General features: G+C 51.4%; 14 protein-coding genes and 1 pseudogene. 5 read left to right on the top strand and 10 right to left on the bottom strand.

What is annotated here, in order from left to right; all coding sequences use genetic code 11:
- Nucleotides 1-70: 70 nt before the first annotated feature.
- Nucleotides 71-967 (bottom strand): type II CAAX prenyl endopeptidase Rce1 family protein, encoded by an 897-nt coding sequence (locus ACGHAD_RS04445; RefSeq protein ID WP_382413541.1) that lies wholly within the window; start codon nt 965-967, stop codon nt 71-73.
- A 308-nt stretch (nt 968-1275) separates the two neighbouring features.
- On the opposite strand from ACGHAD_RS04445, the gene ACGHAD_RS04440 reads away from it, so the two are divergent.
- The 3 genes from ACGHAD_RS04440 (at nt 1276) to ACGHAD_RS04430 (ending at nt 6039) form a co-directional block, all read left to right on the top strand.
- On the top strand, nt 1276-3351 hold the full coding sequence (locus ACGHAD_RS04440; protein ID WP_382413543.1) for a TonB-dependent siderophore receptor: 2076 nt from the start codon (nt 1276-1278) through the stop codon (nt 3349-3351).
- 60 nt (nt 3352-3411) lie between these two features.
- On the top strand, nt 3412-4671 hold the full coding sequence (locus tag ACGHAD_RS04435; protein ID WP_382413545.1) for a PepSY-associated TM helix domain-containing protein: 1260 nt from the start codon (nt 3412-3414) through the stop codon (nt 4669-4671).
- A 378-nt stretch (nt 4672-5049) separates the two neighbouring features.
- A complete protein-coding gene (locus ACGHAD_RS04430) occupies nt 5050-6039 on the top strand; it encodes a glycosyltransferase family 4 protein (protein WP_382413547.1) in 990 nt (329 codons plus the stop codon).
- An 88-nt stretch (nt 6040-6127) separates the two neighbouring features.
- On the opposite strand, the pseudogene ACGHAD_RS04425 reads toward ACGHAD_RS04430, so the two are convergent.
- The 5 genes and pseudogenes from ACGHAD_RS04425 to purL all read right to left on the bottom strand — a co-directional run.
- A pseudogene (locus ACGHAD_RS04425) lies at nt 6128-6283 on the bottom strand (cytochrome b/b6 domain-containing protein); the annotation flags it as partial.
- A 723-nt stretch (nt 6284-7006) separates the two neighbouring features.
- Nucleotides 7007-7876 carry a hypothetical protein gene (locus ACGHAD_RS04420; protein ID WP_382413549.1) on the bottom strand — a complete coding sequence of 290 codons (870 nt, stop codon included), beginning with the start codon at nt 7874-7876 and terminating at the stop codon, nt 7007-7009.
- Nucleotides 7877-8023: 147 nt separating this feature from the next.
- Nucleotides 8024-8371: a hypothetical protein gene (locus tag ACGHAD_RS04415; RefSeq protein WP_339616561.1), complete on the bottom strand. Its 348-nt coding sequence runs from the start codon at nt 8369-8371 to the stop codon at nt 8024-8026.
- A 60-nt stretch (nt 8372-8431) separates the two neighbouring features.
- Complete coding sequence (locus ACGHAD_RS04410) at nt 8432-8857, bottom strand: DUF1801 domain-containing protein (RefSeq protein WP_339616560.1); 426 nt, start codon at nt 8855-8857, stop codon at nt 8432-8434.
- Nucleotides 8858-9178: 321 nt separating this feature from the next.
- Nucleotides 9179-13054 (bottom strand): phosphoribosylformylglycinamidine synthase, encoded by a 3876-nt coding sequence (gene purL, locus ACGHAD_RS04405; RefSeq protein ID WP_382413917.1) that lies wholly within the window; start codon nt 13052-13054, stop codon nt 9179-9181.
- A gap of 406 nt (nt 13055-13460) precedes the next feature.
- Here purL and mltF point away from each other — a divergent pair, with 406 nt between their 5' ends.
- Nucleotides 13461-14966: a membrane-bound lytic murein transglycosylase MltF gene (gene mltF / locus ACGHAD_RS04400; RefSeq protein WP_382413551.1), complete on the top strand. Its 1506-nt coding sequence runs from the start codon at nt 13461-13463 to the stop codon at nt 14964-14966.
- Nucleotides 14967-15125: 159 nt separating this feature from the next.
- Complete coding sequence (locus ACGHAD_RS04395) at nt 15126-15551, top strand: hypothetical protein (RefSeq protein ID WP_382413553.1); 426 nt, start codon at nt 15126-15128, stop codon at nt 15549-15551.
- Between the two features lie 5 nt (nt 15552-15556).
- Here ACGHAD_RS04395 and tadA read toward each other — a convergent pair whose 3' ends face one another.
- The 4 genes from tadA to ACGHAD_RS04375 all read right to left on the bottom strand — a co-directional run bounded on the left by tadA (nt 15557) and on the right by ACGHAD_RS04375 (nt 20566).
- Complete coding sequence (gene tadA, locus ACGHAD_RS04390; RefSeq protein WP_382413555.1) at nt 15557-16318, bottom strand: tRNA adenosine(34) deaminase TadA; 762 nt, start codon at nt 16316-16318, stop codon at nt 15557-15559.
- Between the two features lie 161 nt (nt 16319-16479).
- Nucleotides 16480-17973, bottom strand: a complete 1494-nt coding sequence (locus tag ACGHAD_RS04385) for a tryptophan halogenase family protein (protein WP_382413557.1) — start codon at nt 17971-17973, stop codon at nt 16480-16482.
- 43 nt (nt 17974-18016) lie between these two features.
- A complete protein-coding gene (locus tag ACGHAD_RS04380; protein WP_382413559.1) occupies nt 18017-19033 on the bottom strand; it encodes a cupin-like domain-containing protein in 1017 nt (338 codons plus the stop codon).
- A gap of 24 nt (nt 19034-19057) precedes the next feature.
- Entirely contained in the window at nt 19058-20566 is a 1509-nt protein-coding gene (locus ACGHAD_RS04375; protein ID WP_382413561.1) for a tryptophan halogenase family protein, read from the bottom strand.
- Between the last annotated feature and the right edge of the window lie 13 nt (nt 20567-20579).

Genomic DNA, 20579 nt, shown 5'->3' with positions numbered 1-20579 from the left:
CGGCGCCGCTACCGCGAAAAGCTATCCTTTAACGTCAACCCAACCAATGCCGTAAAACCCAAGAGCAGTGTCAGCTTTTGTTAATAGCCGCCACGTTGGGCCAAGTGAAAGCGTGTTTTGCAAAGGGATATTTTCGGTAAAAGGCCAACAGTACAAAGGTTATAACCGCAGCGATAACGCCCCAAGGCCACTCGCTGCGAAACTCACGTAAGGTGTAAACGTAATCGACACCAAAGTACGCGATATCCCCCGCCCCCCACAGCCAACAAACAAAGTTATTGGCCCCATGGCAAATAATAGCGACCCACAAGCTGCCGGATTTGAGGTAAATAACACACATCAACACACCAAAGACAGTCGCCCCTATTGGGTCGGAGTGCAATAGGCCAAAAATTAATGACGAGCAGACTACTGCCGTGGACGTACCATATCGATAAGCCCAGCGGTGCAGCAACACACCCCGAAATAACAACTCTTCAACCACGGGCGCAATCACGACAACAACGGCAAAACCAAACAAATTCCCCCAAAAAGGAATACCTCCATCGGCCGTAAAATAAATCAACCCTGGAGAGTCAAGTAACCAAAATTGAACAAATTCAGGTGCAAAATACGACAGAGGGACAAACACCCCGTAAATCGCCGTGATGGTAAACGCAAAACTCGCGCCGGTTAGCAGTAACGCCGGTAGCCAGTCCCGCCGCGAAGGTTTTTTTAATAAACCACTTGTGCAAACATTGCTCTTACGCAGCATAAGAGCAATGCCGCTGCCCATTAGCCCATAAAAACAAAAGTAAAGCGTTAGGTCGTACCTGTATGCAGGCGCGTCTTTAACCTCGAGCATTATGCCAAGCAGCACATTTAGGGGTACAAACACAAATAACAGTAACAAATACAATAATGCTAAGTGCCTGACTTTAACGGGAAAGCTAGAGGGTGCTGCGGAGGTATTAACATCACTATCCATGTTCGGTTGTCTCCTGTTTATTTATTATTAGGCGTTTTTAACTTGTCAGACACGTGTAAGCAGCTAGGCCTGCACTGTCGTTAGTTACTGCACCGTTAGTTACTGCCGATGATTGCAACGGTAAGCACCATAACGCGGCGCGTAGCAGCCATATTCTGCCCCACCCCCTCTCATAGTACTAGCCCAGTAAAAAATGCAACTGAGAATGATTGATATTTAGCTTATCTTTTGATAATATTTTCGGCCTAAAACTGGCTACCAATGCCATCCAGATACACCCTACACCGCTGTCTATCTTCGAGGTCTTAATGAATCACCCTATGCGCCTGCCCTTGGCAACCCTAATTGCCATGAGCGCCATTCAACCGGCCATCGCCCAACCCACCATTGCGCCGCCACAAATCGAAGTGGTTAATGTGTATGGCGAGCCCGAGAAGTCCTCAAGCGCGACTAAGTTAGACCTCTCTGTGTACGAGACGCCGCAAACCGTCTCGGTCATCTCTCGCACCCAAATTGACGATTTCGCCCTGGACGATATTAATGACTTATTGCGCTACACCCCAGGGGTTACCGTCGAGAGCGTAGAGACCGACCGCACGTACTTTACCGCCCGCGGTTTTGATATTGTTAATTTTCAATACGATGGCGTTGGTGTACCGTTTTCGGCCGGCTTATCTCAGGGCCATCAAGACACCGCCATTTTTGAGCAAGTTGAAATTGTTAAAGGCGCCGCCGGTTTAATTACCGGGCTGGCCAACCCATCGGCCACCATTAATTATATTCGCAAGCGTCCCACCGCCGAACTCAGCGGCAGCATTGCCGTGCAAGCTGGGCCCGAGAGCAGCTACCGTTTGGATGGCGATATTTCGGGCTCCGTTACCGAGCGCGTGCGCGCCCGCTTAGTGGTGGCAAAAGACGATGGCGAATCTTATCTAGACCGCAATGAAAACGACAACACGGTGTTTTACGGCATTGTGGAGGGCGACGTTACCGACAGTACGCTGCTAACGGTAGGGTACAGCCAAAACCAAAATGACATTACCGGCAGCTTATCGGGCGCGTTACCTTTGTATTACACCGATGGCAGCGACACCGACTACAACGTAGGCACCAGTACGGCGCCCGATTGGGCCTACCGCGACATTGAACGCACCCAAGCGTTTGTCGAGTTGCACCAAACGCTTGGCGCAAACTGGACTTTAAATGCCCAGTACACCCAAAACGATATCGAGCAAGATTCTGAGCTGTTTTACGTGTACGGCACTCCCGACCGGGAAACCGAAATCGGTCTTTTGGGTTACGCCAGCGGCTACCGCGCCGACGAACAACAAAAAGTCTTGGATGTATTCGTTAACGGCACCTTCGCGCTGCTTGGGCGCGACCACGATTTGGTGATCGGCTACAACAAGGCCGATATCGATCTCGTCGGCCAATCATTGTACGACTACGTTAACGGGTATCCGGTGCTGGGTAGCGACTGGGCCGAGGGCAATACCCCGCGACCCGAGTTACAAGTGTATGACACCTTCACCGATGGTCACGTCGACAACCAAGAGCACGAATCGCTGTACTTTGCCACTCGCCTCAACTTGCTCGACTCGCTCTCGGTACTGTTGGGTGCACGGCAAATGGAAGTCACCCAAAGCGGTTACAGTTACGGCGTCGAGGCCGATACTTACGCTGATGAGACCGTACCCTATTACGGTTTCACTTGGTCATTCCTGGACAACGTATCGCTCTATGCCAGCTACAGTGAAGTCTTTACTCCACAGTCGTTTGTAACCCCCGAGTTTCGGCCGCTGGGCGTAGCGCAGGGTGACAACTCTGAAGTCGGTTTTAAAATGCAGCTGAACGATGGCCAAGCCACCGGTACACTGGCCTTTTTTCAATCGGAGCAAACTAACTTGGGGGAGTACATTGGCCGGGTAGAAGGCGTTAACACCTATTTAGGCAAAGCTTACGAGAGCGAAGGCGCGGAGCTGGAATTAAGCGGCGCCGTGAGCGACAACCTCAACCTGAGCATTGGCTACACCTGGGTGGATATTACCGACAATAGCGGCGCCGAAGTACGCACTTACGTACCACGTAACTTAGTCAAATTGGCGGCAGCGTATCAAGTACCCATGCAGCCCAAACTGGTGGTCGGTGCCAGCGTCAACTGGCAAGACGCCGTCTCAACCTCGCCCGAGGCCGGGGTCGAGATTACCCAAAGCAGTTACGCCCTGCTGGACGTGTTCGCCCGCTACAAACTTACCGACGACGTAACCGTGGCACTGAATGTTAGCAACGTAACCGATGAAAAGTACTGGAACAGCCTCTACTGGACCCAAGCTTACTATGGTGCACCACTGCAGGCGTCAGCCACAGTAAGCTGGCGTTTTTAACCAGCGGCTGGCTATTAGCAATTACACTTTTGCGCAACATTATAAATCTGGATTCGTACTATGCGTTCTTTAATGCTTCACCTGCACCGCTATATGGGCCTGACAATTGCCGCTTTTTTAGTGGTATCGGGGCTGACCGGCGCGATTATCTCGTGGGATCACGAACTGGACGAGTGGTTAAACCCGCACCTCAATGAGGTTCACACGAAAGGTGAGGCGCTGTCGGCGTTTGTATTAGCAGATAAGGTAGAGACCGAGTTCCCCAAGGTGGAGGTTACCTATTTTGACGTCCACCCCGAGCCCGGCCACTCGCAGTATTTTTGGGTACAGCCACGGGTTAACCCCGAGACCGGCCACCTGTATAAACCCGAGTTTAATCAGGTTTACGTCGACCCGGTCAGCGGCGACATCATCGGTAAACGCGAATGGGGCGCCGTGTGGCCCATTACCCGCGAAACCTTTATGTCATTTTTGTACAAGCTGCACTATAGCCTGCACATACCCGAGTTTTGGGGCACCGACCATTGGGGTATTTGGCTGCTGGGCGTGATTGCGCTTATCTGGACCTTCGACTGCTTTGTTGGCGCCTACCTCACCCTGCCCAAAGGTGGCCGCTCTAAAAAGCGCGAGAATAGCCGCAGCTATATGAAGCGCTGGGCGCCATCATGGAAAGTCCGCCGCAGCGCCGGGCCGATTCGCTTTAACTTTGATTTGCACCGCGCTTTAGGCTTATGGACGTGGGGGCTACTGTTTGTGATCGCCTTTACCGCGTTCTCGCTTAACCTGTATCGCGAAGTATTTTTTCCGGTTATGTCGGCCGTATCCGACGTAACACCCTCGCCACTGGATCAGCGCACGCCCAACGACCACGACAACCCGATTACCCCCACACTAACCTTTGCCGATGTATCAAAGGTAGCCCGCCAAGAGGCCGACGCCATTGGCTGGAGCCAACCCGTTGGTTCTATTTGGTATGCGCGCGACTGGGGGATTTACCGGGTCGAATACTTTGCCGGCGGCGACAGTCACGGCAGTGGCGGCGTAGGCCATGAAGCAATATTTTTTGATGGCCACACCGGCGAGGTATTGGGTGACTTTGTGCCTTGGGAGGGCACCGCTGCCGACATCTTTGTGCAGGCGCAGTTTCCCCTGCATTCCGGTCGTATCCTCGGTTTACCTGGTCGTATTTTGATCTCGATTATGGGTATCGTCGTTGCCGCATTAAGCATCACCGGGGTAATTATTTGGTACCGTAAGCACAAAGCCAAAGAGCGACGCATCGCCGAGGCGCGCCAACAAAAACCGGCTAGCGCAACCTAAACGTGTAACTGTTTAAAAAAAGGCCGACCAAAATATTGATCGGCCCTTTTTGGTTTATGAGTAAACACATTAAATTTTCAATTAGCTCCGCTAGCACGTCATTATCACCTAAGCATTGAAGATGCCATTAAATACTTACGCGCTTTTTTTGGCACCTTATAGCGTTGACTCATCACAGCCGGCTAAGTATCATCGCGAACATTATAATAAGGCCACCGCAGCCCGCGCCCTATTACACGTCAAGGTTAGCATTCGGCCACCGCCAAAGTTCGGCTGTGGTAAATGTTTGTACGTGAATACAGGCCTTATTCACATGCTTGCTGTAGTGTCCTTCGAGTAACAAACCAATATCCACGTCAAGGAAGGACCCTGCACGTCATGATCCACTTGTTTAACGCTTTTCATTCGCCCCATGGCGGCAGCGAGCAAGAAACCCTACAGCTGTACCGATTACTCTCGCAACAAACAAGTACCCGACTGTGGGCCGCATCTTCAAAGGGCTGCCCGACACTCATTGGCGAGAATAACGCCCGCCGCACGCGCCCTGTACCGAGCTTCATGCCCCGCGGCGGCACCTATATTTTTGTCGGCACGCATTGGCGCGGTAAGTTGTGGCCGCGCTTGGCCGCTCCACCCGAGCGTCTTATTTATGTGTACAACACCATGCTCCCCAACTTGCTGGAAAGTACGGCCAAAGTTCCGCCGGGCTGGCCCGCCCCTGAGTATGTGATGATCTCGGATTTTCAGCGCGCCTTGCTAGGTGTACCTGCCGAGATACATCCCTCCCCGATTGATCTGGAACGATTTACTCCTGCACAGACTCGTGCAACGGGGGCGTTGCGGATCGGTCGTATGAGCCGTGACACAAACGACAAGCACAACCACAAAGACATTGGACTTTACCGCGAGCTAGCCGATGAAGGAATACAGTGGCACCTGCAAGGCGCGCGCTGTATCGCATCTGACATCGACCACCCTTCGGTACACTTAACCGCCGCTGGCACAAAAGCGGCGGCCGAGTTTTTACGCAGCTTAGATGTTTTTTATTATCAAACTGATACTCATATTGAAACGTTTGGCCGAGTTGTTATCGAAGCGATGGCTTGCGCTCTGCCGGTGGTGTGCCACCGCCACGGAGGCTATTCGGATTGGATTGAGCATGGCCACAACGGCTTACTATTTGATAATAACGAAGAGGCCAAGGCGCTGCTAAAACGTTTGCTCAATGACAGTAGTGAAAGGCTAAGGCTGGGCTTGGCGGCGCGAGCAACCGTTGAGCAGATGTACAGCGAGAAAGCCATCAACGAACGTCTGGAATTTTATCTTGTCCCGCCGCGTCACCCGTTGCTGAGAAAAACCGGCACATAATGACCGTTTCCGGCGGTATTAACAGGAGCCCATTAACTTTTAATGCCGCTGGGTTTAGCGAGCGTGTACTGTGATATACCGGCCGAGATTAGCCCAACATTCTCGGCAGTACATCTTGTTTTGCGTTTTTTCGGCGATGCCAAATAACCATGCTCACGTGGCCAACAATAGCCGCCAGTAAAACCCACCCAAGTTTACTGTGTAACAGACTTCCAAGGTCGGTCATCCAACTAATTTTACCAGAGTCAAACCCGGAAAAACGGGCAACCCAAACGGATCAAATGTCCGCCCCGAGCCATATTGGCGCCGTAACCTCACCGCCGGCACGAAAAGAAACAAAGCGTGCAAACCCATGTGGCCCAAACGCGACGCCATACTCAACTCAGGCGGCCGCGAGCCTGTATTACTAGTCGCCCACAACAGTCGCAGCAGCGCCAGCACAACAATTAAAAACCCACCGCTTTGTGGGTACCTCACATAAACTCTTCAACGCCGGTATCCTTCATGAGGATATGGGCAAATACACGGGTAAATTGCCGCGACCATGGACCAATGAAAAACGACTAACGATACCCTAGTGTATCTTATTATCGCGAATAGACATTAGGTACTCTCCTGCAAAGTAACGATTAGAATTTTTTTACCGCGTTAGTCTGAAAGACGCTTACGACACACCATAACCTACACAACAATATTTACGGAGATTGACGCCACCTCGCTGACCAAGCCTGACGGCCTAAACATAATCGAGCATAGGGTATTAAATCCCCACCCCTTAATACATAGCATAATGACTGAGTCGCCCACGCTCACCGCTTACGTTTTGTCGCCGCATCCAGCTGCGCCCTCCATCTAGTTATTCCACCGGGAGCTTGAAGTGAGTTATGTAACGCAAACAGCGGTACTATAACAAGCAGGCTACCAATCAATTCCCGCCTTTCTATTGATCGCAACCGACAGCGTGACGCTAAGGAATAAGTCCGGGAAACTTATGAAACGAGAAATCATCGCTAAGATAAGGGTTCTCTAATGTCACTGTTATTAAACCCTTTTGATTCAGAAACTCTAGCTCGTCACTAAAGTTCGCTTCAAACAGTTCCTGTAGCTCACCCGATGCCAGTAACAAATCTAACCCCGCCGCAATACGCTCAGACAGTGATGAATCATTAATTCCGACATAAAAGACCCAAGGAAACGGATAATGAATCACCAGATTCGGCGCCATCACCAGATTTTCTGGCTCGGACGCGCGCGCCAGTGCCTCCGTGTAATCCATCAAGGTAGCGGGCATAAGATCAAAGCGGCCCTGCTCCAGCATTGCTAATAGTGTTGTGACATGGGCACCATCGTTAACCGTAAAACCGTTGTGGCGATAAATGTCGACATCAACCCACCCTTTTCCCAAACCAATAGTAAAAGGCTTAAGGTCTGTCAGAGTCCCTTTCCCCTGAAGCTTAGGCAAGTCTTTACGCTGTAAAATTAGCCGTTGAAAACCGAGCAAATTAAACATGATTGGCGTCTTGACGGGCCGGTTAACCTCCGCCGGATCATCGACCATCTCAGCCGGAATATAAGGGCCAGCACGCACACGGATAAGTGACCCGTTATTGATCTCACGTCTCGCACGGCTGGTGCTGAGCTCTTGCGGCACCCGCGACAAACTAAAGGGGCCGTGGGTTGCTACCGTCACCTCCAGAACCTTTTGCAACAGAGCGTACTGATAGCTATCGCGCTTGGGGGAATGGCCCCAGTCCCAATAAGTAACGGTGTCCGCTATTAAACTTACGGGCACCAGTACCAGCATCAATAGCGTGAGTCGTCCAGTTAACAGCATCATTAAGATACGCCCTGTTATTATTGGTGTGGTTGAGCCTAGCAACAGTAGTCCACCCTGGCAATAACGGCACCGTTCCTTTCACTATCGCGCTATTCCCATCGGCCGTTTACATAACCTGATGACACGCGACGCGAGAATGCCAAAGCACTACCTATTCAGCTGCGTAATGTGCCAAAGCTCGCCCGACGGCCCCCACAGATAGATAACCTTACCCCAAGATTCGGTTTTAATCGGCTCAAACCTAAATTCATGGCCTTCGATACGCGATATAGTTTCATAGGCCGCGTTGATATCCGGCACAATCAGTTGCAGCATCAAGTTATCAGCAAACTCTTTGTTATAGTGCCTCTGCAGAAAAAACGTACTATTACCGCTTTCCAATATCGACAAATCGTCCGAAGCTTTTGACATTGTAAACCCGAGCGCCTGATAAAAAGACTGAGACACTTGGTAATCTTTACTCGGAATAAATACTCTAATATCACTGACCTGCATTGCCACTTACCTCCTTTTATATCCATATTTCATCACCACAACCAAGCTTCGAGACACAAATCAGCACCCCAGTAACGGTAGGTTTTTAAGGCTTTGATAGCGGTGTGCAAGCTCAATACAATGTGCAACCTCTCGCTCTGGCAACAGTTTACCAAGCTGCAGCACAAGCGCCCGGTTGCCCCGAAACTCTAACACCTCTGAGTATAACTCGCGAAATGTATCCACCAGTTTAGTTTGGCAGTGAAAAAACAAAAAGCACTCATCGGGAGTTTTCGACTTCCAGTCCATTCGGATAGCGCTACCACCTTTAGCGAGATAACTAGGCTCGCCCCATTTCAACGATTCATCCAGCTCCCCAACACCGATACGGTTGGCAACCGACAGCACCAGTTCACGCAACACCAGCATGCGCGGTTTTACGGCCGGAGGGTAAGCATCAAACTTTGCTTCAACATCCTTCGGAATTAGCGAATCACTTTTGGGCATAGGGGCGGTCCATTTTTATATAAGTCTTCCGTTCAAACCGGTTTGCTCATAGAGCTACGATTAACTATCGACATTATTACTCCCAATGATAACGTAATCCCACCAAAATACGACGACCGTGCTCCTTAAGTAAACGCCAATGCGGTAGAAACCCCGACAAGTTTTCTAGACTGAAAGCTCTAAGAAGGTAGCCTGCTAACACTACCGATCAGCGTTAGGCGTATTAACGCCCAATCGGCTATTATTATTTAAGAGGCTCAAGGGGCAAAAAAAAAGGCGAACCAGTTGGTTCGCCTTTTTTACAACACATAGCCGTATCTATTACTCCACAAACACTCGTGCATTGCGGAACAAGCGCAACCAAGCGCCGTCTTCTTGCCAGTCATCTGGATGCCATGAGTTGCTCACTGTGCGAAACACTCGCTCTGGGTGCGGCATCATAATAGTGGCGCGACCGTCTTGGCTGGTCACACTGGTTATACCGTTCGGTGAGCCGTTGGGGTTAGCCGGGTACGTCTCGGTCACATTTAAGCTGTTATCCAGGTAACGCATGGATACCAAACCGCTGTTGTCGCAGCTGTTTAAAGCGGCGCCATCGACAAACTCGGCACGACCTTCGCCGTGAGCCACAGCAACTGGCAGATGCGAGCCGGCCATGCCTTTAAACAACACTGACGGCGACTCTTGAATTTGCACCAGCGAGAAACGCGCCTCGAACTGCTCGGATAAGTTACGCACAAAACGCGGCCAATGTTCGGCGCCCGGAATCAGGTCTTTTAAGTTCGACATCATCTGGCAACCGTTACACACCCCTAAACTGAAGGTGTCACCGCGATGGAAGAACTGCTCAAACTGATCGCGCACTTGCGAGTTAAACAATACCGTTTTCGCCCAGCCTTCACCGGCGCCCAACACGTCACCGTAAGAAAAACCGCCACAGCTGACTAGGCCTTTAAAGTCTTCTAGACTCGTGCGGCCCGCCAGTAGATCGCTCATGTGTACATCGACGGCGCTAAAACCGGCACGGTCAAACGCCGCGCCCATTTCTACATGGCCGTTAACGCCCTGCTCGCGCAGTACCGCGATACGCGGTTTACTGCCGGTGTTAATAAAAGGCGCGGCAACATCTTCATTAGCGTCAAAACTGAGGTTAACCGACAACCCCTGATCGTTGGCCATTAACGCATCAAACTCTTGCTGGGCACACTCGGGATTATCCCGCAGCGACTGCATTTGATAGCTGGTTTCGCTCCACAAGCTTTGCAAAATTACGCGGGACTGATCAAATACCAATTCGCCCGCCTGCGAAATACGCAGCCAGTCGTCTTCGTTAAGGGTGCCTATTTTGTGGCTACACCCGGCCACGCCGGCTTGCGCATAAAGCGCCAGGACTTGCTCGGTGTGTTCGCGTTTAACTTGCAGCACAGCGCCTAGCTCTTCGTTGAACAAGGCGGTTAACGGACAATCGCCTAAGCCATCAATGTCGATATCGACACCGCAGTGGCCGGCAAAAGCCATCTCGGCCAAGGTGGTAAATAAACCGCCGTCAGAACGATCGTGATACGCTAATACCCAGCCCTCGGCCAACGCTTTTTGAGTTGCCTCAAAAAAGCCTTTCAATTGCGCGGCATCGTTTACATCAGCAGGGGTGTCGCCCAAACTGTTGTAGGTTTGCGCCAAAATCGAGCCGCCCAAACGGTTTTTACCCGCGCCTAAGTCGATCAGCAATAAGTCGGTTAGGCCTTTGTCGGTGCGCAGCTGTGGTGTAACGGCCAAACGTACATCGGTCACCGGTGTAAACGCGGTGATCACCAACGACAGCGGCGCAGTCACGGCTTTGTCTTTGCCGCCGTCCTGCCATGCGGTGCGCATCGACATAGAGTCTTTGCCCACGGGAATTGTTAAACCTAGCGCGGGGCAAAGCTCCATACCCACCGCCTCAACGGTGCGATAGAGTTTTTCATCCTCGCCTTTATGACCGGCCGCGCACATCCAGTTGGCCGATAGCTTGATGTCTTTAATATCGGCGATAGGCGCACAGGCAATATTGGTTAACGCTTCACCAATGGCCATGCGGCCAGAAGCCGGCGCGTCCAACAGCGCAAGTGGCGTGCGCTCGCCGATGCTCATGGCTTCGCCTTTGGTCGAATCATAACTAACGGTGGTAATGGCGCAATCGGCAACGGGTACCTGCCAAGGGCCAACCATTTGATCGCGAGCCACCTGACCGGTGACCGAGCGATCGCCGATGGTAATCAAAAAGCTTTTGCTGGCCACACTTGGGTGCTTAAGCACGCGTTCGGCCGCTTCGTTAATATGGATATCGCCGGTGGCGAATGAATCAGTGGTGGGCGTGTAACGGCTCGCCTCGCGATGCATTTTGGGCGCCTTGCCAAACAACAACGACATAGGCAAATCAACGGGCTTAGCATCAAAGTGAGTGTCGTTAACCACCAGTTGTTTTTCGCTGGTGGCTTCACCCACGACGGCGTAAGGGCAGCGCTCGCGCTCGCACAAAGATTCAAAGCGGGCGAGGTCTTCGGGCTTAATGGCAAGCACATAGCGCTCTTGGGATTCGTTACACCAAATGGCCAAGGGGCTCATGCTAGGTTCGTCGTTAGGCACGTTGCGCAGCTCAAATTTACCGCCACCGCATTCGCCATCTTTTACCAGTTCGGGAAAGGCGTTCGACAAACCACCGGCGCCCACATCGTGAATAAAGGCAATGGGGTTTTGTCCGCCCTGCTGCCAGCAGCGATCAATCACCTCTTGACAGCGGCGTTCGATCTCAGGGTTTTGCCGCTGCACTGAGGCAAAATCTAAGTCTTCGGATGAGCTCCCAGAGTCCATCGATGAAGCGGCGCCACCGCCTAAACCAATCAACATAGCCGGACCACCCAGTACCACTAACTTACAGCCGGCGGCAAACGGTGGTTTCTCGACATGTTCGGTGCGAATATTGCCGTAACCACCGGCCAACATAATCGGCTTGTGGTAACCGCGACGCTCGCCGTCATGATCTTCTTCAAAGGTGCGAAAATAACCGCAAATATTGGGGCGGCCAAACTCGTTATTAAAGGCGGCGCCGCCAATGGGACCGTCGAGCATAATGTCCAGCGCGCTGCAGATTCGCTCGGGCTTGCCGTAATCCTGCTCCCACGGCTGAATATAAGAGGGAATATTCAGGTTTGACACAGCAAAGCCGGTTAAACCCACTTTAGGCTTAGAACCTCGCCCGACTGCCCCCTCATCGCGAATCTCGCCACCGGCCCCGGTGCCAGCCCCGGCAAACGGAGAGATCGCCGTGGGGTGGTTGTGGGTCTCGACCTTCATCAATAAGTTGATGGCCTCGGATGAGTAGCGGTACTCGCCGGTGTCTGGGTCGGGGTAAAAGCGACCGGCCTCGGGGCCGGCAATCACCGCGGCATTATCGGAGTAGGCCGACAACACGTTCTCGCCACCCAGCTCGTTGGTATTTTTGATCATCTTAAACAAGCTTAACGGCTGATCTTCGCCGTCTAGTGTCCAAGAGGCATTAAAAATCTTATGGCGGCAGTGCTCGGAGTTGGCTTGGGCAAACATCATTAACTCGACATCGACCGGGTTGCGCCCCAGCGCCTGAAAGTTTTTCACCAGATAATCAATTTCGTCGTCTGCTAGGGCCAAGCCCAGCTCGCGGTTGGCGTTAACCAAGGCCTCGCGCCCGCCCCCGAGGATATCGACACTGGTTTGCGGCGCGGGCTCGGCGTGATCAAATAAACCACCGGCCGCCTCTAGGCTGGTAAACACTGCCTCTACCATACGGTCGTGCAGCAATGCTTTTACTGCATCTCGCTCGGCGGCGTTAAACTCGCCTTGCACGTGGTAGCTAACCCCGCGCTCGATGCGGTTCACCTCAAACAAGCCGCTATTGTGAGCGATGTCGGTGGCCTTGGATGACCAGGGCGAAATGGTGCCCAAACGCGGCAACACCAAAAACAGCTCACCCTCATGTGAGACTTCATCCATGCGGGGGCCGTAGGTCAACAGCTGCGCCAGCACCTGCTGATCCTGTTCACTCAACGGCGCCGAGAGGTCGGCAAAGTGGGTAAACTCGGCCGCGACCGAGGTAATACCGGGCGCAACGGCCTGCAAATTGGCAAGCAACTTTTGTGAGCGAAACGGTGAAAGTGCCGGGGCACCGGGCAATATGAGCATAGTAGGCTGCAACCTCAAGCTTGCGGGGTTGGATGGATTGAGCGTCTTACCGCCTGACACTTCGATTCGGGCAAAGCCGATACAGCCGATGCGCCGGACTATGACGGTACTGAGAGGGCCGGTATTGTACTGCAATTGATCAGCCTTGGCAGCATTCGAGCGGCAAAAACTAATCGAATCCGGCCATCCATATTAATCGCTCACAGAGACCGTCAAATGGACGCCAACGCACAAATCGGTTATTATTTGAACAGCAAGATTGCCCTTCTATACAAGTTTCAGGTGGTACACCGGCGTAAGAATGGTTAAAATCGCGCGAAATTTGTGCGGCTGAGTGATTTTAGAGGGCCTCCTCGGGATCACGGCACCGACCACAGAACCGGCTAACGCCGGAAGGGTAGGCCTAATGTTGAGCAAACTCAGACACTACGCGCGGCAGCTGCCACGGCGCTTTTCGCTAAAGCGCACGCTGTTTGGCGTACTGTTGATTGGGCTTTGCGCCAGCTTGGTAACCAGCCGCCCTCCCACCATGCTAGAGCAAGTGCTTACCAACGGCACTTTGGTTGCCATTTCGCGCAACGGGCCCACCACCTACTACGAAGGGCCCAACGGCACCACCGGCTTTGAGTACGCATTACTGCAAGGCTTTGCCGACTCGCTCGGGGTCACCCTAGAGATCCGCGAGCAGGAGCACCTAGGAGCCATGCTCGATATGGTGACCGAAGGTGACGGTCAGCTGGCGGCCGCTGGCTTAACCATTACCCCTCAGCGTCAAACCCGCGTGCAGTTTACCTCGCCCTATTTAGAGGTCACGCAACAGCTGATTTATAACCGTGGTAAAGATAAACCCGAATCTATCGCTGACGTTACCGGCGGCGATTTACTGGTTATTGCCGGATCGTCCCATGTCGAGCGTTTACAGCAGCTCAAAGCCGACTACCCAGAGCTTAGCTGGCGCGAAGAGCCCAACCTAGAAATGATTGACCTTCTGGAGATGGTGCACCGCGGCGAAGTGGACTACGCCATCGTTGACTCCAACGCCTACCATATTAACGCCCAAACATTCCCCCGTGCGCGCCTTGCCTTTGATGTAGGAGAGCCCGAAACCCTCGGCTGGGCCTTTCCTCAGCGCACCGACACCAGTCTATACGACCGCGCTCAAGCTTATTTAGCGCGCATTGAAAATGACGGAATACTCGACTCACTTGTTGCCGAATTTTTCAGTAACGATGACCCGGTCAGTACCGGGGGGGCGCTCCTGTTTACCCATCGCCTAGAAAAACGCCTACCCCAATGGCAGGGGCTGATGCAAAAGGTTGGGGATGAGGTCGGGTTAAGCTGGCAACTATTGGCCGCCATGAGCTATCAAGAGTCTCACTGGAACCCAGACGCACGCTCTCACACCGGTGTGCGAGGCCTGATGATGCTAACTCGCGTAACCGCCAAAGAGCTCGGCGTAAAAAACCGCCTCGACCCCGAGCAAAGCATGCGCGGCGGGGCTACCTACTTAAAAGATTTATACACCCGTCTGCCCGAGCGCATCCAAGACCCAGACCGTACCCTATTAGCGCTGGCGGCCTACAATACCGGTATGGGCCATTTAGAAGATGCGCGAGTGCTAACTCAGCGCCACGGTGGCAACCCGGACAAATGGGAGGACGTGGAAAAGTACCTGCCACTGCTGGCCAAACGTAAATACTACCGCACCGTAAAGCACGGCTACGCCCGTGGCTGGGAGCCGGTGCACTACGTGAATAATATTTTGCGCTTTCGCGATATTATTGCTTGGCACGACCAGCAAGAGCAGCGCCGCCTGGCTATGGCTACCAGCGCCGACACCAATACCGATGATACCTCCGAGCCAAAAGCAGAGCGTAACGACAACGGCATTATGCCGATGTCGGTGCTATAGTCGCACCACCTGACAACGTTTTTCAGCCCGCCACCAAACATGGCCTCCGCAACTGATCAGCGAGAGACACATCTGCGTCAATCAACCATTGAACAGCGATTGACAGCGACCTCCGTGAAGGTAACACTCTAAAAACAGCCTTAATGATAGGAGATTTGAATGATTACCTACCTTTACTGGGCCGCTGCTATCGCGCTGGCCATGGTATTGCTAGTCGGCCTGGGTAAATACAATTTTTGGAAAGCCGCACTAATCAGCGCAATAGCGGTTTTATTGGTCGGCTGGGCGGCGTATTACTTTCACTTTCAGCAAGTGTTTGTCAAAAAATACGGCGGCGTTATGAGTGTCACCGTCCCGGACGGGCAGCAACATATTGCCGCCACCTGGAAGGATGAAAATCTTTGGATCGAGAACTACGACCCTAAGACCAACACTTGCCATTTTAACGAATACTCGAAAGGCAATGTGTTGCAAGGTAAAGTTAAAATTAAAAACTGCAATCCGATACGAGGCAACAATGCCGCCCGCGCAATCGCCCCTGTGGCTCAGCGTACCAGCGCCGCCAGCCAACCTGCCAGGCAATAAAACCATTAGGCGTCAGCGTCATTACGACGTTGACGCTGTTGTTTTTTCTCTTCTCGGCGACGCCTAAAAAACTCACTTAACTGTTGCTGACAGGCCTCACGTTCAACACCTGCGGTAACCTGTATCGAATGGTTAAAATACGGCGCATCAAGCAGCTGCGCCTGACTTTCGACAACCCCCGCTTTAGGCTCGGTGGTGCCGTACACCAACCGCCCTACCCGCGCATGCACCATAGCGCCAACACACATGGTACAAGGCTCTAAAGTCACATAAAGCGTGCAGTCGTTCAGACGGTAATTGTTAACTTGCCGGGCCGCTTCACGCAGCGCCATCATCTCGGCATGAGCCGTTGGGTCGCAACTACCGATCGGACGGTTATAACCTCGCCCGATGACCTGCCCTTGCTGAACAACCACAGCGCCCACTGGCACTTCGTTATAATCGGCGGCTTTCTCGGCAAGCTCGCGAGCCATCGCCATCCACTGCGCATCTTCGCTATTAGCAACGATCTTCTCCGTGCCGCCACCGGCCAAGCGGTCAGCCTCGGCGGCGCTCATGGGGGCCACAAAGGCAAAGCGCGCCAATGTCTCGCCATCGCGCTCAATGGTCTCGGTAAACATAGTAAGGGGACGCACCCACCACGAGAAATCGCCGTACAGGCAGCGATACACCACTAAAGGCTCGCGAGTTTCACTGTGAGTAGCTATACGATAGACATAATACTCGCCACCTTTATAGTGGCGGTAGAGGCCGGGGCTAATTTGCATAAAAGCTCTCTGCATGTCAAAACGGCCATTATACGACGATTCCCATTTCGTAATAAATGTGCCGAATTAACCGGAGCGAGCAAGGGCGTGTAGCAATAGCCAGCGCAACAAGCGCTTCTTAGGTTCTGGCGCCAACATCAGTCGCATTAACCATTAATACCTTACAGTTGCGCAAGTAATTGATTGTGGTTTTGAAAGTTTAGTCCGCAGCGGCGAATAAAATCGGTAATTTCGTCCATTCCTTGCTCGACATCAGGTTGAGCTTTAGCGGGCGCATCTTGTAAAGCGGGGAAAATGCCGTAACCGGCCAATAAACAGGCCCAAGATTTAGCTTGATAACTTACCCCAAGCTTTTGTGCCTCCATCTCTTCTGCAAAGTTTTTACTATGGGTCCACAAGTATAAAATAGCTTTTAGTCGATCAGGCAACTGTGTATTGGCCGCATTATCGCGCCAATACTGTGTGTCGGTTCTTTGATTCGCTTTATAGTGCGCGACAATATAATCCCTTATGCCCTCAAACTTATTGTTGATAACCTGGTTAAAGGCCTTTTCATACTGATTACTAAACTGCCCTTTCTCGAAGTGGTCCAAAAAGTGTTTTATTGTCTCATAGCAGAGCGCTAACGCTGTCGCTTCTAGGGGCTCGATAAACCCTTGAGACAGACCGACCGCCAGGCAGTTTTTAGCCCAGTGTTTATCTACTCGGCCAATACTCATCCTTAAGTGTCTGGCCTCTACGTCGCTATCGAGCAACCCTAAGTGCTCCCTTAACTCCTGCTCGGCTCGATCGGGCATAATATAATCAGAGCTAAACACGTAACCATTGCCATAGCGGTTAGTTAATGGGATCTGCCAGGCCCAGCCATTAGACAAAGCCGTAGAACGGGTTGCGGGGGTAACCACATCCGGTATTGTGGTAGGTATCACTACCGCAGAGTCGTTAAACAAGTTTTCTCGATAACTCTTAAAAGACACTTTTAGCGCATCTTGCAGTAGTAAAGATCGGGCGCCGGAACAGTCGACAAAAAAATCGGCCTCTACCAACGAGTCATCGTCCAGCCTGAGCGATCCCACCGCACCATCCTCATCTAGCAAAACCTCTGTGACGGTGCCATTAATTCTATGTAAGCCTTTAGCAACGGCCCTTTCAGCTAAAAACTCTCCCAATAGTCCTGAGTCAAAGTGGTAGCCATAAAGGACCGAAAAAGGAAAGCTCTCAGCGGCCAAAGGCCCGAGATTATGGCGCGTTAAATAGGACTCCAAAAAATAATTATCCGGATGAGCCGGTGCTTCGATGCCCTGCATACGAGCTTTAATATTGTGAAAAAACGAAGGAACAGTCAGCTCGTCAACCTGGGCAGGGAAAGGATGAAAATAGCTGTTATAGCCGGGCACATGTGACCATTCAGAAAAATAAATGCCATTTTTGTAGGTCGCATTGCAACGAGGCATCCACTCTGACTCTTTAACACCAATCGAGTCGAAAAAAAGCTTTAAATGCGGAGTCGAACCTTCCCCGACCCCAACAATACCTATATCGCTTGATTCGAGCAGGCTCACCTGAACATCACCCCAGCGGGCCACCAGCATATTCGCCGCCATCCAGCCAGCAGTACCTCCGCCGACAATCAGTATTTTTTTAGGTTTTCTCATAATTAAATCTTTATTGATGTGCAGCAGGCCACCCGAGCAGCCGCTATAATTTTAACTTATCGCCGAATTGCTGCCTCAGCATGTTGACGTCATCAGCAGTTAGATCCCCCAGCAAATGCAAATGTTGCTTGGGGATATACGCAGCAGGATCCTCTACTTGTTTAAACACATAATGATCAAACATACTACGCCACGCGTTACGCTGTTTTTGATTTAAGTTGCGCATAGCCAGCAACGCGATATTCAAACTATCAAGTGGACTAGGTGGCGTTTCGCCTTTGAGTGAAGAGGCGTTCCACCAACAGTTCATTAGCGCGTTCACCTTCGCCAACGACTCCACATGATGCCACCATAACAGCGGAATAAAAATGGCATCGCCCGGCTCCAATTCAGCACAGTACGCGTTGGCCAGTGCAATTTTAAAGCGCGGATAGCGGTCATAGTCAGGCGCATCAAGATTCACAAGACTAGTCGGCGCGCCAGCGGGCGTGTAGTTCAGGGAGCCCGGGTATAAATTGGCCGTTTGTTCGGGCGGAAACAATATAAAACGGCGACGGCCAGCCACCACACACGCCATGTTATCTGCACCGTCGTAATGGGCACTGACTATGCCCTCGTTACCAATCCACAACCGAGGCTCTACCCCTTTAAAAAAATCGGAACAATTCTGATCAGTAAAACCTGGCAGAAGGCTACTGGGAAGAGCGTTTTGCATAGAAATAGCGGGATACACCTCGCGATCTATAAGCTCTAAAAGCCGACCTAAAAATAAATCTACCCGCTCCTCTCCGGCAATATAGTTAACACCGGCCATATCGTCGCTGTAGTAAAACCGTTTATTGGCGTTGGGCGGCGCCACAAAAATTCGGGCCTTCCCGCCAGAATAGAACTGACATAAATAGTTTGCAAAAGCCAAAGAAGACTGTTTGGCGGCGTTTACCACCGGCCAACACTTAGCAAAATCGCGAATAACGACAGGTCGCTGCTCGGGTGCAACATCTGAAAAAAACTCATCGGCCGACAAGTCTCGATATTCAGGAATTTTCTTATACGCCGTCATATATTACCTGCGTTTACCGCCATTTCACTTAAAGTTTGTTACGCAGTTCTGCCGAATAAAGTCATCGTGCATAGGCATAGACTCGACTGCATCTTTTATATTTTTTGCGTTATCCTGCAGCATCCGCGAAATATTAACACTATCAAATGCATCCATTAGCGGATGATATTTTTCGGGCCGGATATTCATTCCCTCAAAAATAGAAACCCAGCTGTCACCACTAAAAAACTGGCTAGGGCTGTGATCAACCTGACCTCGACTACGAAACGACTGTATTTTTTCGCGTAGCGATTCAGGCACCGGCATATTTTTGCACCAACGCCAAAACTCGGTATTAGCGCGACCTGCAGTACAGTAATGCAGAATAATAAAATCGCGAACCTCACGATAATCGGCATCTATTTTTTTATTAAACGCTTGTTCATTGCACGAGTCAAAATCAGCATCAGGAAAGTGCTTAATAAAATGGACAAGAGATTTATACACCAAATGAATCGCAGTCGACTCCAACGGCTCTAAAAACCCCGAAGATAGCCCTAAAGCCAAACAGTTATTGTGCCATAATTTTTTTCGTTTTCCGGTAGTGAAAGGGATAACTCTTGGTTTCCCCAGAAGCTTTCCACCCACCACCTCTAGCAAAGTATCTGTGGCCTCTTCGTCCGAGCAGTATCGACTTGAAAACACATAACCGTTACCGGTACGATGCTGCAGGGGGATTTTCCACGTCCAACCGAAGTCGCGCGCAGTCGCTACTGTATAAGGGGCAAGACTAGCGGTGTTTTCGGTTTGCACCGTCACCGCACGGTTGCACGGCAAGTATTCCCCCCAATCCTCGTACCCGACGTTTAACGCATCTTGAATCAACAGTCCTTTAAACCCAGTGCAATCAATATAAAAATCACTTTCAATGAGGGAGCCGTCATTTAGCTCTAGAGATGTTATGAAATTTCGTTCATCAACCAGAGCTTTATCAACAGTAGCCTCGATCCTTTTTACACCTCTCGCTTGCGAGAGCTCACGTAAAAAACACGATACCGCTATCGCATCCAGGTGTAGCGCATAGCTGTAACTATTTAAAACCCAGCTATCTGATTGCTGCGGGCGTAGCATAAAGCGTTGTGACTCCGCCATTATTGCCGCTGGCGCATGATCGGCTAAACGAGTGGCACCGCCATCAGCACAAGATTTCAGCCAAGCCTGATAAAAATCAAATCCATTAACCTCGTGCCCAACGCGGCCAAACGGATGGAAAAAGTGCTTTCCCGGCGTTAGCCAATCATCAAAACGAATCCCCAATTTAAAACTGGCAGATGTAGCCACCATAAACTCTTGCAAATTAATTTGGCAAGCGCGCAAAAAATCCATTATTGAGGGCACGGTAGACTCACCCACGCCAATCGTGGCAATGTCTGGCGACTCCACCACGGTGATTTTAATGTCGGCTTTTTGCAATACAGTAGACAGCAGGCTGGCCGCCATCCAACCGGTAGTACCTCCACCAACAATACAGATGGATTTTATAGGGTTAGCCATAAACTTACACTCA

This window comes from Gilvimarinus japonicus (assembly GCF_042847215.1).
Classification (GTDB): domain Bacteria; phylum Pseudomonadota; class Gammaproteobacteria; order Pseudomonadales; family Cellvibrionaceae; genus Gilvimarinus; species Gilvimarinus japonicus.
The sequence above is the reverse complement of the archived record's forward strand: the minus strand, read 5'-3'. Positions and strand labels throughout refer to the sequence as shown.

Coding starts and splice junctions, on each gene's coding strand:
- ACGHAD_RS04445 (WP_382413541.1), bottom strand. CDS start 967: ATGGATAGTGATGTTAATACCTCCGCAGCACCCTCTAGCTTTCCCGTT.
- ACGHAD_RS04440 (WP_382413543.1), top strand. CDS start 1,276: ATGAATCACCCTATGCGCCTGCCCTTGGCAACCCTAATTGCCATGAGC.
- ACGHAD_RS04435 (WP_382413545.1), top strand. CDS start 3,412: ATGCGTTCTTTAATGCTTCACCTGCACCGCTATATGGGCCTGACAATT.
- ACGHAD_RS04430 (WP_382413547.1), top strand. CDS start 5,050: ATGATCCACTTGTTTAACGCTTTTCATTCGCCCCATGGCGGCAGCGAG.
- ACGHAD_RS04420 (WP_382413549.1), bottom strand. CDS start 7,876: ATGATGCTGTTAACTGGACGACTCACGCTATTGATGCTGGTACTGGTG.
- ACGHAD_RS04415 (WP_339616561.1), bottom strand. CDS start 8,371: ATGCAGGTCAGTGATATTAGAGTATTTATTCCGAGTAAAGATTACCAA.
- ACGHAD_RS04410 (WP_339616560.1), bottom strand. CDS start 8,857: ATGCCCAAAAGTGATTCGCTAATTCCGAAGGATGTTGAAGCAAAGTTT.
- purL (WP_382413917.1), bottom strand. CDS start 13,054: ATGCTCATATTGCCCGGTGCCCCGGCACTTTCACCGTTTCGCTCACAA.
- mltF (WP_382413551.1), top strand. CDS start 13,461: ATGTTGAGCAAACTCAGACACTACGCGCGGCAGCTGCCACGGCGCTTT.
- ACGHAD_RS04395 (WP_382413553.1), top strand. CDS start 15,126: ATGATTACCTACCTTTACTGGGCCGCTGCTATCGCGCTGGCCATGGTA.
- tadA (WP_382413555.1), bottom strand. CDS start 16,318: ATGCAAATTAGCCCCGGCCTCTACCGCCACTATAAAGGTGGCGAGTAT.
- ACGHAD_RS04385 (WP_382413557.1), bottom strand. CDS start 17,973: ATGAGAAAACCTAAAAAAATACTGATTGTCGGCGGAGGTACTGCTGGC.
- ACGHAD_RS04380 (WP_382413559.1), bottom strand. CDS start 19,033: ATGACGGCGTATAAGAAAATTCCTGAATATCGAGACTTGTCGGCCGAT.
- ACGHAD_RS04375 (WP_382413561.1), bottom strand. CDS start 20,566: ATGGCTAACCCTATAAAATCCATCTGTATTGTTGGTGGAGGTACTACC.